The organism is Pseudomonas sp. MWU16-30323, assembly GCF_020515595.1.
In the GTDB taxonomy this organism is placed as follows: domain Bacteria; phylum Pseudomonadota; class Gammaproteobacteria; order Pseudomonadales; family Pseudomonadaceae; genus Aquipseudomonas; species Aquipseudomonas yamanorum.
On record NZ_JAIWYM010000009.1, the window covers coordinates 33,599 to 47,237 of the forward strand.

The 13,639-nt window shown below is 62.3% G+C and carries 10 protein-coding genes; 6 read left to right on the forward strand and 4 right to left on the reverse strand.

The window, feature by feature from the left end:
• Positions 1-26: 26 nt before the first annotated feature.
• From LIY45_RS13040 to nagE, 6 genes are all read left to right on the forward strand, one after another.
• Positions 27-530 (forward strand): L,D-transpeptidase family protein, encoded by a 504-nt coding sequence (locus LIY45_RS13040; protein WP_226476562.1) that lies wholly within the window; start codon positions 27-29, stop codon positions 528-530.
• A 264-nt stretch (positions 531-794) separates the two neighbouring features.
• A complete protein-coding gene (locus LIY45_RS13045; protein ID WP_017478691.1) occupies positions 795-1,553 on the forward strand; it encodes a GntR family transcriptional regulator in 759 nt (252 codons plus the stop codon).
• A gap of 10 nt (positions 1,554-1,563) precedes the next feature.
• Complete coding sequence (gene nagA / locus LIY45_RS13050) at positions 1,564-2,670, forward strand: N-acetylglucosamine-6-phosphate deacetylase (RefSeq protein WP_226476563.1); 1,107 nt, start codon at positions 1,564-1,566, stop codon at positions 2,668-2,670.
• The gene (locus tag LIY45_RS13055) at positions 2,651-3,673 is read left to right on the forward strand and encodes an SIS domain-containing protein (protein ID WP_226476564.1); all 1,023 of its coding nucleotides are present in this window, start codon (positions 2,651-2,653) and stop codon (positions 3,671-3,673) included. Before nagA ends, LIY45_RS13055 begins: the two co-directional genes overlap by 20 nt.
• Before the next feature lie 36 nt (positions 3,674-3,709).
• Positions 3,710-6,217, forward strand: a complete 2,508-nt coding sequence (gene ptsP, locus LIY45_RS13060) for a phosphoenolpyruvate--protein phosphotransferase (protein WP_226476565.1) — start codon at positions 3,710-3,712, stop codon at positions 6,215-6,217.
• A gap of 26 nt (positions 6,218-6,243) precedes the next feature.
• Entirely contained in the window at positions 6,244-7,950 is a 1,707-nt protein-coding gene (gene nagE / locus LIY45_RS13065; protein WP_226476566.1) for an N-acetylglucosamine-specific PTS transporter subunit IIBC, read from the forward strand.
• 296 nt (positions 7,951-8,246) lie between these two features.
• On the opposite strand, the gene LIY45_RS13070 is transcribed toward nagE, so the two are convergent.
• The 4 genes from LIY45_RS13070 to purL all read right to left on the reverse strand — a co-directional run bounded on the left by LIY45_RS13070 (position 8,247) and on the right by purL (position 13,506).
• Positions 8,247-8,498 carry a HigA family addiction module antitoxin gene (locus LIY45_RS13070; RefSeq protein ID WP_226476667.1) on the reverse strand — a complete coding sequence of 84 codons (252 nt, stop codon included), beginning with the start codon at positions 8,496-8,498 and terminating at the stop codon, positions 8,247-8,249.
• A gap of 198 nt (positions 8,499-8,696) precedes the next feature.
• Complete coding sequence (locus LIY45_RS13075) at positions 8,697-8,999, reverse strand: DUF6124 family protein (protein WP_226476567.1); 303 nt, start codon at positions 8,997-8,999, stop codon at positions 8,697-8,699.
• Between the two features lie 294 nt (positions 9,000-9,293).
• Positions 9,294-9,605 (reverse strand): NGG1p interacting factor NIF3, encoded by a 312-nt coding sequence (locus tag LIY45_RS13080; RefSeq protein ID WP_226476568.1) that lies wholly within the window; start codon positions 9,603-9,605, stop codon positions 9,294-9,296.
• Positions 9,606-9,609: 4 nt separating this feature from the next.
• Positions 9,610-13,506, reverse strand: coding sequence for a phosphoribosylformylglycinamidine synthase (gene purL / locus LIY45_RS13085; protein WP_226476569.1), 3,897 nt, complete (start codon positions 13,504-13,506; stop codon positions 9,610-9,612).
• Between the last annotated feature and the right edge of the window lie 133 nt (positions 13,507-13,639).

The following is a 13,639-nucleotide window of genomic DNA, read 5'->3' on the forward strand; positions in this document are numbered from 1 at the left end:
TAGTCTTTTCAGGGGATACCGTTTTAATGCGTTGGTTGCTTGCTCTGATCTGCCTGTCGTTTGCCACGCTGTCGCCAGCCTCCACCCAAGTGATCCTGGGGGACAAACCCGTCGAAAAAGTCCTGGTGCTCAAGTCCGCCCATCAGTTGCAACTGATCAACGACGGCAAGCCCCTCAAGACCTACCGCATTTCCCTGGGCAAGAACCCCAAGGGCACCAAGCTGATGGAAGGCGACCGCCGAACCCCGGAAGGCTTCTACTGGATCGACTGGCGCAAGACCAGCGACCGCTTCAACCTGGCCATGCACATTTCCTACCCCAATATCAGCGACTCCGCCCGCGCCCGCCGCGAAGGGGTCAAGCCCGGCAGCATGATCATGATCCACGGCACCCCCGACGCCGAGGACTACCCCGAAGAGCTGTTCCACACCCTGGACTGGACCGACGGCTGCATCGGCATGCGCAACGTCGACATGCGCGAAGTCTGGAACCTGGTGAAAGACGGCACGATGATCGAGATTCGTCCGTAATTTTTCCGCCACTCGTAAAATAATTCAAAAAAAATTCCTGCCCCACGCAGCGCTTGCCGGTGAATACCAGTTCACCCCGGCAAGCTGCGCGCTTCTGCGCGACAGAAAGACCTCTCTAATACCACTTGAACTGGCGCACTATTAAGGCGCCCGTAAACGCTCGCCTGCACCGTTTTCGCTGCATTGACATGGTATTTAAGTGGTATTAGCTTGCGATCACTACCGGGCGACAACACTCCAATAACCGCATCGGAAACCGACACGATGAATCCCATCCTGGCCCTGCGCCCCGACGATAAACAATCGACGCCGCTGTACCTGCAACTGGCCCGTAACCTCGAAGCCGCGATTCATGCCGGCCAATGGAAATCCGAGCAGGCATTGCCGTCGGAACGCGCCCTCAGCGAGCAACTGAGCATTTCCCGAGTGACCGCCCGCAAGGCGCTGGAAGTACTGTTCGAACAAGGCCTGATCCGTCGCAGCCAAGGCTCCGGAACCTTCATCACGCCGCGCCTGGAACAGCCGCTGTCGCGCCTCTCGGGCTTCAGCGAAATGCTCCGGCTCAAGGGGTTTGTGCCGACGTCCCAGTGGCTGGAGCGGGACATCACCCAGCCCACCCATGAAGAATTGATCCGCCTGGGCCTGTCGCCTGCCGACAAGGTCGCACGGCTCAAGCGCTTGCGTAAGGCCGACGACACGGTGATGGCGATTGAAATGACCGCCATGCCCGCCTCTGTCCTCCCCCACCCGCAGGCCATCGGCAACTCGCTGTACGAGTACCTGGAGAGCATCGGCAAGCCCATCGTGCGCGCCCTGCAACACATCCAGGCGATCAACGCCTCGGACGAGTTCGCGGCCCTGGTGGGCATCGCCCCCGGCACCGCCATGCTGCTGATGACCCGGGTGGGCTACACCGCCGACAACACCCCGATTGAAATCACCGACACCTATTGCCGCAACGACTACTACGACTTCGTCGCAGAACTGCGCCGCCACGACTATTCCGCTGAACTGCGAATTTAGAGAACTGCCCATGTCCGAAGACAACATCCTCACGCCCAACGGCTGGATTCGCGGTCGCCTGGTGCACCAGCACGGCAAGGTCACTGCCGTTGAAGGCAGCCCGTGCGACCCGGCTGACAACGACCTGCCGTATTTGCTGCCAGGCTTTATCGACCTGCATGTGCACGGCGGTGGCGGCAAGGACATCATGGAAGGCTCCGACGCCTTCCACACCATCACCCGCACCCACGTGCGGTTTGGCACCACCTCGCTGCTGGCCACCACCATGACCGCGCCGGTGGACGAAATCACCCGTGTGCTCGGCGAAATCGGCACCTATTGCGAGAGCCGCCCGACCGGCACCGCCCGTGTGCTCGGCGTGCACCTGGAAGGCCCCTACATCAATCCCGGAAAACTCGGCGCACAACCGAACTTCGCCCACACCGCCTTGATGGCCGAAGTCGAAGAATACCTGCGCCTGGCGCCGATCCGGGTGATCACCATTGCCCCGGAAATCGCCGGCCATGACGGCCTGATCCGCGCCCTCAGCGAACGCGGCGTGCGCATGCAGATCGGCCACACCCTGGGCAGCTACGAAGAAGGCGTCGCCGCCCTCGCCGCCGGCGCCACCAGCTTTACCCATTTGTATAACGCCATGAGCCCGCTGCATCACCGCGAGCCCGGCATCGTCGGTGCCGCATTGGCCCACGCCAAATACGCCGAACTGATTCCCGACCTGCTGCACGTGCACCCCGGCGCCATGCGTGTGGCCCTGCGTTCGATCCCGTGCCTGTACTGCGTCACCGATTCCACCGCCGCCGCCGGCATGCCCGACGGTGAATACAAGCTGGGCAGCCACACCGTGACCAAGTGCCTGGGCGGCGTACGCCTGGCCGATGGAACGCTGGCCGGCAGCACCCTGACCATGGACCAGGCGCTGCGCAACCTGGTGAAGATCGGCCTGCCCATCAGCGAAGCCTCACAACGCCTGTCGCAATTTCCTGCGGACTACCTGGGCCTCGAAGAACGCGGTCGCCTGCAACCCGGCAGCTTTGCCGACTGCGTGCGCCTGGACCGCTCCCTGCACCTCACCGACGTAATGGTCGAAGGAGAAACCATTGACTTCAAAAATGCTTGAAGAGGCCCTGGCCTCCTGCGAGGCCGTCGAGGCTCAACTGCAACGTCTGGACCCTGTGCTGGTGGAAGTCGCCGGCCGCCTGCGTCGCCAACCGCCGCAAGTGGCGATGACCATCGCCCGCGGCAGTTCGGACCATGCCGCCAGTTACTTCGCCTACCTGACCATGCAACACCTGGGGATTCCGGTGGCTTCGTTGCCGATGTCGGTGGTGACCATGCTGCAATCGCCGCTCAAGGTCAGCGGGCAAGTGGCGTTCGGTTTCTCCCAGTCGGGGCAGAGCCCGGACCTGGTCAACAGCCTGCGCCTGTTGCGCAAGCGTGGTGCCTTGAGCATCTCGATGGTCAACGCCGAAGACTCGCCACTGGAAGCCGCCTGCGAATTCCACGTGCCGCTGTGCGCCGGGCCGGAACGCAGTGTCGCGGCCACCAAAAGCTTTATCGCCACCCTGAGCGCCAGCGCCCAATTGATCGGCCACTGGAATCAGGAAGACGAGTTACTTCAAGCCTGTAAGGCATTGCCCGAAGGTTTGCGTGAAGCCGCCAAGCAAGACTGGAGCGTGGCCATCGAAGCCCTGCGCGACTGCCAGCAACTGATGGTGATCGGCCGTGGCGCCGGTTTTGCCATTGCCCAGGAAGCTGCGCTCAAGCTCAAGGAAACCTCGGCGATCCAGGCCGAAGCCTTCAGCAGCGCCGAAGTGCGCCATGGCCCGATGGCCCTGATCGATGACAACTACCCGCTGCTGGTCTTCGCCCCCCGTGGCGCCGAACAAGCCGGCCTGCTGAGCCTCGCCGCCGACATGCGCCAGCGCGGTGCCCGCGTATTACTGGCCGCTCCCGACGACATCGCCGAACGCGACCTGACCCTGAGCCGCGCCGAACACCCGGCCCTGGACCCGATCCTGGCGATCCAGAGTTTCTACGTGATGGCTGCCGGTTTGGCAGAAGCCCGGGGCATGGACCCGGACCAACCGCGTCACTTGAGCAAAGTGACCCGTACCCACTGAGTTGATTACAGCGTTTTCCTGATGAGTACCGTGCCCATGTCCCACAATAATAAAGACCTCACCCTCAGCGCTCCCCTCAGTGGGCCGGTGTTGACCCTGGGCAACGTTCCCGACGAAGTGTTCGCCAGTGGCGCCATGGGCGACGGCATTGCTATCGACCCGCTCAACGATTGCCTGCATGCGCCGTGCGACGGCGTGATCATCCACGTCGCCCGCACCGGGCATGCGCTGACCATTCGCGCCGATAACGGCGCCGAATTGCTGATGCACGTGGGCATCGACACGGTGGAATTGAACGGCGAAGGCTTTGCGCTGCTGGTCAAGCAAGGGGCGCGGGTCAGCAAGGGCCAGACGCTGGTGCAGTTTGACCTGGACCTGATTGCGCGGCAGTGCAAAAGCCTGGTCAGCCTGATCATCCTGACCAACAGCGAGTCGTTTGAGTTGCGGCCCATCACCCTGAAAACCGTCAGGGTCGGTGAGCCGTTGCTGCATGTGGTTGCGCGGTTGGCCGGTGCAGCGAAAGTGATTGATGAGTCGGTCGCCGAAGCCAGCGCGACCATTCGCATCACCCATCGTGGCGGCCTGCACGCGCGCCCTGCGGCCTTGATCCGCAAGACTGCACAGGCATTCAGCAGCCAGTCGCAGCTGCATTTCGCCGGCAAATCGGCCTCGTGCGACAGCTTGATCGGTTTGATGGGACTGGGGATTGGTGAGCAGGACGAGGTACAGGTCACTTGTCGCGGCAAGGATTGTGAAGCGGCGCTGCAAGCACTGATCGCCGCGCTGTCGGTGGCCGTCAGCGAAGAACATCACGCCCCGGTGGCCGCCGCCCCGCGACGCGCGAATACCGAGGCCGGTGTGCTGCAAGGCGTCTGCGCCGCGCCGGGTCTGGTCTGCGGCCCGCTGTTCCGCCTGAACGGGATCGAGTTGCCGGTGGACCCGGGCAACAACGCGCCGGATGAACAGCTGCAGCACCTGGACAGTGCCTTGGAACAGGTGCGCGGCGAAATCCGCCATACCCTGGACCAGGCCCGTCAGCGCAAGGATGTGGAGGAAGAAGAGATCTTCGCCGCCCACTTGGCCCTGCTGGAAGACCCGACCCTGCTGGAAGCCGCCACCACCGCCATCGAACACGGCAGTGCCGCCACTCACGCCTGGCGCGATGCGATCCAGGCCCAATGCGCAGTGCTGCTCGCCCTTGGCAAACCGCTGTTCGCCGAACGCGCCAACGACCTGCGGGACTTGCAACAACGCGTGCTACGGGCGCTGCTGGGTGAGGCCTGGCACTTCGAATTGCCGGCCGGCGCGATCGTCTCCGCCCATGAATTGACCCCGTCGGATCTGCTGCAATTGAGCCAGCAACACGCCGCCGGCATCTGCATGGCCGAAGGCGGCGCGACTTCTCATGTGGCGATTCTGGCACGGGGCAAAGGCCTGCCGTGTGTGGTTGCTTTGGGCGAGCAACTGTTGGAGGTGCCACAGGGCCAGCGCGTGGTGCTGGACGCCGCCAACGGTCGACTGGAACTGACGCCGGATGATGCACGCCACGCTCAGGTTCATCAGTTGCGCGATGCACAGAAACTGCGGCGCCAACAGCAGCACGCGGAGGCTCAAGGCACTGCGAGCACTCAGGATGGCGTGCGTATTGAGGTCGCGGCAAACGTTGCCTCCAGCACCGAAGCCCAACTGGCTTTTGAAAATGGCGCCGATGGCGTCGGCCTGCTACGCACCGAATTCCTCTTTGTTGATCGGCGCACTGCACCCGATGAACAGGAGCAGCGCCAGGCCTACCAGGCCGTGCTGGATGCCATGGGCGACAAATCCGTGATCATCCGCACTATCGACGTCGGCGGCGACAAGCAACTCGACTACCTGCCGCTGCCGTTCGAGACCAACCCGGTGCTGGGCCTGCGGGGCATTCGCATGGCGCAAGTGCGTCCGGAAGTACTGGACCAGCAACTGCGTGCCCTGCTGCAAGTCTCGCCACTGGAACGCTGCCGGATCCTGCTGCCGATGGTCAGCGAAGTCGACGAACTGCTGCACATCCGTCAGCGCCTCGATGAACTGTGCACCGAGCTGGAACTGACCCAGCGCCCGGAGCTGGGCGTGATGATCGAAGTCCCCGCCGCCGCGCTGATGGCAGAGCAACTGGCCGAGCATGCGGACTTTTTGTCCATCGGCACCAATGACCTGTCCCAGTACACCCTGGCCATGGACCGAGACCACGCCGGCCTCGCCGCCCGGGTCGACGCCCTGCACCCGGCGCTGCTGCGGCTGATCGCCCAGACGTGCATCGGCGCGGCCAAGCATGGGCGCTGGGTCGGTGTGTGCGGGGCGCTGGCGTCCGACCCGCTGGCCACGCCGGTGCTGATCGGCCTGGGCATCAGCGAGCTGTCCGTCAGCCCGCCGCAAATCGGAGAAATCAAGGACCGTGTCCGTCACCTGGACGCAGCCCAATGCCGGCAACTGAGCCAAAGCCTGCTTAACCTGAGCAGCGCCAAAGCCGTTCGCCAAGCCTGTCAACACCACTGGCCGCTGAGCTGAAAACAACAAAAATAGGGAGACACGCCGTGTATCAACATTTTATCGAAGGGCTGCAACGCCTGGGCCGTGCGCTGATGCTGCCGATCGCGATTCTGCCGATCGCCGGCCTCCTGCTGCGACTGGGCGACACCGACTTGCTGAACATCGCGGTGATGCACGACGCCGGGCAGGCGATCTTCGCCAACCTGGCGCTGATCTTCGCCATCGGGATTTCCGTGGGTTTTGCCCGCGACAACAACGGCACGGCGGGCCTGGCGGGTGCCATTGGCTACCTGGTGATGGTCTCCACCCTCAAGGTGATGGACGCCAGCATCAACATGGGCATGCTCGCGGGGATCGCCAGCGGCTTGATGGCCGGTGCGCTGTATAACCGCTTCAAGGACATCAAGCTGCCGGAGTACCTGGCGTTCTTTGGTGGGCGACGGTTTGTGCCGATCGTCACCGGGTTCTCCGCGGTGGCGCTGGGGGTAATCTTTGGTTTGATCTGGCCACCGATCCAGCACGGCATCAACAGCTTCGGCGTACTGCTGATGGAAAGCGGCAGCTTTGGCGCGTTCGTGTTTGGCGTGTTCAACCGCCTGCTGATCGTCACCGGCTTGCACCATATCCTCAACAACATGGCCTGGTTTGTGTTCGGCAGCTTCACGGATCCGGTGACCGGCGCGGTAGTGACCGGCGACCTGACCCGTTACTTTGCCGGCGACCCGAAAGGCGGCCAGTTCATGACCGGCATGTTCCCGGTGATGCTGTTCGGCCTGCCAGCGGCGTGCCTGGCGATGTACCGCAACGCCCTGCCGGAGCGGCGCAAGATCATGGGTGGGATTTTCCTGTCGATGGCGTTGACCTCGTTCCTGACCGGGGTGACCGAGCCGATTGAATTCGCGTTCATGTTCCTCGCGCCATTCCTGTATCTGATCCATGCGCTGCTGACCGGCTTGTCGATGGCGGTCACCAACATGCTCAACATCCACCTGGGCTTTACCTTCTCCGGCGGGTTTATCGACATGGTGCTGGGTTGGGGTAAATCCACCAATGGCTGGCTGGTGTTCCCGGTTGGGCTGGCGTATGCGGTGATCTACTACAGCGTGTTCAATTACTGCATACGTCGCTTCAATTTGAAGACGCCGGGGCGTGAGGATATTCAGGTCGTACAGGCTGAAGCCATGACCGATAACCAACGGGCCGGGGCTTACATTCGAGCGCTGGGTGGTGCGGACAATCTGCTGAGTGTGGGTGCTTGCACAACGCGCCTGCGGTTGGACATGGTGGATCGCAACAAGGCGGTGGATGCCGAGCTGAAAGCGCTGGGTGCCATGGCGGTGGTTCGGCCGGGGAACGGTGGGAGTTTGCAGGTAGTGGTCGGGCCGATGGCGGACAGCATCGCCGATGAGATTCGGCTGGCAATGCCTTCGTATGTTGCGGCGCCTGCGGTGGTGGTAGCGCCGGTTGAGAAGAGCACGCCGGTGAATGTGCATGAGGCCGAGAAATGGCTGAGTGCGCTGGGCGGTCGGGCCAATGTCTTACAACTGGATGCGGTGGCGATGACCCGGCTGCGGGTGGAGTTGGGGGATGGTTCGGTGTTGTCGGAATCCCAACTGACGGCGCTGGGTTGCCAGGGCGTGAGTCAACTTGAGAGCGGTGTTTGGCACTTGCTGATTGGTGACAAGGCTTCGGGCTTGGGTGAGGCACTGGAACGGTTGGTCAGTGGCCGCAAAGCCGTAACCGGCGCCTAGCAAAATTGTGGCGAGGGAGCTTGCTCCCGCTGGGCTGCGCAGCAGCCCCATTAAGAACGCCGATTTTTTCAGGTAGAACTCTGTGGCAGATTTTGGGGCCGCTTCGCGCCCCAGCGGGAGCAAGCTCCCTCGCCACAGGGTTACTGCCTATATGGAAGAGATGTTTCTAAGCCGGGTCCGCCTGTTCAGGCACCTCATACAAGTCCAGCATCCGATCCACCATCAACTGAACCCCCTCCCAGCTAAAGGTATCGCAGGCAATAAAACCTGGGGCCAAGCCAGGTTCTTAATTTCGTTTATTCGACCCGAGCAAAACGCTCAATCACAGGCTGTTCTCGATGTTCTGCCTGCCACAGATCATAGCTGCTCTGCATGGAGAGCCACATCTGGGCTTTGCTGATGCCTGCACGCTCGAGCCTTACCGCCAGATCGGGGCTGACCGGCGCGTGTCCGTGAAGAGTTCTTGAAAACGTCTCCCTGGCAAAACCCAAGCGCCGTGCCACTTCAGTGATGGTCATACCCAGACCAGGAATAACATCCTCAAGCAGTAGTGGTCGCGAAGCCGTAACCGGCGCCTGACAACTTTGTGGCGAGGGAGCTTGCTCCCGTTGGGCTGCGCAGCAGCCCCAATAAAAACGCCGCTTTTTTTCAGGTAGAACTCTGTGGCAGATTTTGGGGCCGCTTCGCGCCCCAGCGGGAGCAAGCTCCCTCGCCACAGGGTTACTGCCTATATGGAAGAGATGTTTCTAAGCCGGGTCCGCCTGTTCAGGCAGCTCATACAAGTCCAGCATCCGATCCACCATCATTTGAATCCCCTCCAGAATCCGACAAATCCCCAGCGCCACATCACGGTGGGAACCGTCGACTTCAAACGCCAGATGAACCGTCAGCGCCTGCACTGAGGCAAGGTCCTGAGAGGCGTTGGCCAGCAGGGTTTCGCTATCCAGATTAGGTACAAGGGTGAATAACTGATCGGCAGGTTGACTCGTCGCCTGACGGGCTGCAGCTTGAAGCGAGGCTATGGAAGATGAAGTGTTTTCGTTGACCATCGTGAAGCTCCGAGAAGAATACGCTCCTAGTGATGTTTACGAGCTTGCAGTCCCGGTCACTGAATTGGCAGCGACTGGCGAAGGTTAGAGAGGCAGGTTCCGAGGGACAACCTGAAAGACTTGTCAGAAAAATCCGAGTCGCTCCGACAAGCCAGCTCCCACATTTGATCGCCACCAGACATGGCAACGCGGTCCAATGTGGGAGCCGGGCTTGCCCGCGATGAGGCCCTACAGGCAACAAAAAACCCGCTGACCAAACTGGCCCAGCGGGTTTCTTGTTTTGCAGCCAGCGAATCAAAAATCCGCCAACTGCCACACCTCATACGCCGGTGTCTCATACGGGTGGCTCAGTTTCAACGCAGCCACCACAGCCACGATCAACTCATCCGCCACCACCAACTCAACCTTCCATTCTTCAACCACTTCAACCTGCCCTACCTGCCCGATAAACGGCTGGCTGCCGTCCATCGCGCGGAATTGGCCCTGGCCCAGGACCTGCCAGGCGCAGCTGTCGTAGTGGCCGATACGCCCGCCACCCGCTGCGAAGACGGCGGCTTTCACCGTCTCCACGTGGCTGTCGGGCACAAAGAAGCTGAGCTTGTACACCGACTTAGTTCACCCAGACGCGGGCGTTACGGAACATGCGCATCCACGCGCCGTCTTCGTTCCACTCTTCCGGGCGCCACGAGTTCTGCACGGCGCGGAACACACGCTCCGGGTGCGGCATCATGATGGTGACGCGACCGTCGCGGCTGGTGAGGCCAGTAATCCCGCGCGGCGAGCCGTTCGGGTTGGCCGGGTAGCCTTCGGTGACCTTGCCGTGGTTGTCGACGAAACGCAGGGCCACGGTACCGGACAGGTCGGCTTCCAGCAGTGCTTCTTCGCTGGCGAACTCGGCATGGCCTTCACCGTGGGCGATGGCGATTGGCATGCGCGAACCGGCCATGCCCTGCAGGAAGATCGAGTTGGATTCCTGCACCTGAACCATCGCAACCCGGGCTTCGAACTGCTCGGAACGGTTACGCACGAAGTGCGGCCAGAACTCGCTGCCCGGGATCAGTTCGCTGAGGTTGGACATCATCTGGCAACCGTTGCACACACCCAGGGTGAAGCTGTCGTTGCGCTCGAAGAAGCCCTGGAATGCGTCGCGGGCACGGCTGTTGAACAGGGCCGATTTGGCCCAGCCTTCACCGGCACCCAGTACGTCGCCGTAGGAGAAACCGCCGCAGGCCACGAGGCCTTTGAACTCGTTGAGGTCGACGCGACCGGCGAGGATGTCGCTCATGTGCACGTCGATCGCATTGAAGCCGGCACGGTCGAACGCCGCCGCCATTTCCACCTGGCCGTTGACGCCCTGCTCACGCAGTACGGCCACTTGTGGGCGGATGCCTTTCTTGATGTAAGGCGCGGCGATGTCCTGGTTGACGTCGAAGCTGAGCTTGGTGCTCAGGCCCGGGTTGTCTTCTTCCAGGATGACGTCGAATTCCTGCTCGGCGCAGTCGGCGTTGTCACGCAGGCGCTGGATCTGGTAGCTGGTCTCGGCCCACTGGCGTTGCAGCAGGCGGCGCTGGCCTTCAAACACGGTTTCGCCGTTGAAGACGATGTTGATTTCACCGTTGTTGATCGGCTGGCCAACCACGGCCACGCAGTCGCCCAGGCCAGCGGCGCTGAACTGTGCGAGTACGTCTGGCGTTGCGTCCTGGCGAACCTGGATCACGGCGCCCAGCTCTTCGTTGAACAGGATTGCAGCGATGTCGGCGGAAGTTTCCGCCAGGCCATCGAGGTTCAGGTTCAGGCCGCAGTGACCGGCGAAGGCCATTTCCACGGCGCTGGTCAGCAAACCACCGTCGGAACGGTCGTGGTAAGCCAGCAGGTGACCGTCGGCGTTCAGGCCCTGGATCACGGCGAAGAAGGCTTTCAGGTCTTCGGCGTCGTCGACGTCCGGGGCCTGTTTGCCAAGCTTGCCGTGCACCTGGGCGAGGATCGAGGCGCCCATGCGGTTCTGGCCGCGACCGAGGTCGATCAGGATCAGGTCGGTGGTGCCCTTGTCCATGCGCAGTTGCGGGGTCAGGGTCTGGCGGATGTCGGTAACGGGCGCAAAGCCGGTGACGATCAGCGACAGCGGCGAGGTGACGCTCTTGTCCACGCCTTCATCGTTCCAGCGGGTGGCCATGGACATGGAGTCCTTGCCCACCGGAATGGTGATGCCCAGCTCAGGGCACAGCTCCATGCCGACCGCTTTCACGGTGTCGTACAGACGCGCATCTTCACCCGGGTGACCGGCAGCGGACATCCAGTTGGCCGACAGCTTGATGTCGGAGATCTTGGCGATACGCGACGCGGCGATGTTGGTCAGGGTTTCGCCGATGGCCATGCGGCCCGACGCCGGAGCGTCCAGCAGGGCCAGCGGAGTACGCTCGCCCATGGCCATGGCTTCACCTGTGTAGACGTCGAAGCTGGTGGCGGTGACGGCAACGTCAGCCACGGGAACCTGCCACGGACCGACCATTTGATCACGGGCAACCAGACCGGTAATGGTGCGGTCGCCGATGGTGATCAGGAAGCTTTTGCTGGCAACGGCCGGGTGGTGCAGGACGCGCTCCACGCAGTCGGCGATGGCCAGGGTCGATGGATCGAAATCATCGCCCAGTTCATTTTCACGCACAGCTGAACGGTGCATGCGCGGGGCTTTGCCCAGCAGCACTTCCAGCGGCATGTCTACCGGGCTGTTGCCGAAGTGGCTGTCGGTGACCGTCAGTTGCGGCTCGGCAGTGGCTTCGCCGACCACGGCAAACGGGCAGCGCTCGCGTTCGCAGATTGCCTGGAAGCGTTCGAAGTCCGCAGGACCTACCGCCAGAACGTAACGCTCCTGGGATTCGTTGCTCCAGATTTCGTGCGGGGCCATGCCCGGCTCGTCGTTTGGAATGTTGCGCAGTTCGAAGCGGCCGCCACGGTCGCCATCGTTGACCAGTTCCGGGAAGGCGTTGGACAAACCGCCGGCGCCGACGTCGTGGATGAAGCTGATGGGGTTCTTCTCACCCAACTGCCAGCAACGGTCGATGACTTCCTGGCAACGGCGTTCCATCTCAGGGTTTTCACGCTGGACGGAAGCGAAGTCCAGGTCGGCCGAGCTGGTGCCGGTGGCCATGGAGGAAGCAGCGCCGCCGCCCAGGCCGATCAGCATCGCCGGGCCGCCGAGGACAATCAGCTTGGAGCCGACCAGAATCTCGCCTTTCTGTACGTGCTCGGCGCGGATGTTGCCCATGCCGCCGGCCAACATGATCGGCTTGTGGTAACCGCGCACTTCATCGCCACGGGGGGTGGTGATGGATTGCTCGAAAGTACGGAAGTAGCCCGTCAGGGCCGGGCGCCCGAATTCGTTGTTGAACGCAGCGCCGCCCAGCGGGCCTTCGATCATGATGTCCAGCGCGGTGACGATGCGCTCAGGCTTGCCGTACGGCACTTCCCACGGCTGTTCGAAGCCCGGGATCTGCAGGTTGGACACGGTGAAGCCAGTGAGGCCAGCCTTTGGCTTGGCGCCACGCCCGGTTGCACCTTCGTCGCGAATCTCGCCGCCGGAACCGGTGGCTGCGCCCGGGAACGGGGCAATCGCGGTCGGGTGGTTGTGGGTCTCGACTTTCATCAGGATGTGCACCGGCTCCTGCACCGCGCCGTACTGGCGGGTCTCAGGGTCCGGGAAGAAACGGCCAGCGACGGAGCCGACGATGACCGAGGCGTTGTCCTTATAAGCCGACAGAACGCCTTCGCTGTGCATCACGTAGGTGTTCTTGATCATGCCGAACAGGCTTTTTTCCTGGCTCTGGCCGTCGATGTCCCAACTGGCGTTGAAGATCTTGTGGCGGCAGTGCTCGGAGTTCGCCTGGGCGAACATCATCAGTTCGATGTCGTGGGGGTTGCGCTTCAGGCCGATGAAGGCGTTGACCAGGTAGTCAATTTCGTCTTCGGCCAGGGCCAGGCCCAGCTCGGTGTTGGCGGTTTCCAGAGCGGCACGGCCACCACCGAGCACGTCAATTGCGGTCAGCGGCTTGGGTTCGGCGTGGCTGAACAGACCGGCGGCCTGTTCCAGCTGGCCCACGATGATCTGGGTCATGCGGTCATGCAGGCTGCTGGCGATCAGCTCGGCCTCGGCGTCGCTGAACTGGCCTGCTACATAGAAGGCGATCCCGCGCTCCAGGCGCTGGATTTTTTCCAGGCCGCAGTTGCGGGCGATGTCGCTGGCCTTGCTCGACCAGGGCGAGATGGTGCCGAACCGTGGCAAAACCAGGAACAAGCGGCCCGCAGGCTCTTGAACTGGAACGCTGGGACCGTACTTCAGAAGGCGCGCCAGCACTTGCTGTTCGTCGGCGGTCAAAACGCCGGTAACGTCGGCGAAGTGAGCAAATTCAGCATACAAGCCACTGACAGAAGGTACCTTCTGGCTCAGTTGCTCAAGGAGTTTGCTGTGGCGAAAGGCAGAAAGGGCAGGAGCGCCGCGCAGGATCAACATCTTCGGGACAGCCTCGGGAAGGGGGTGTGCTTTGAGGCCGTGCATTCTAGCGTAAACCGTCGCCAACGGCACCCGAAACGGCACCTATGGCCGCTGCCGGACGTCAGTTGGCATAAATCGTACGGTATCAGAG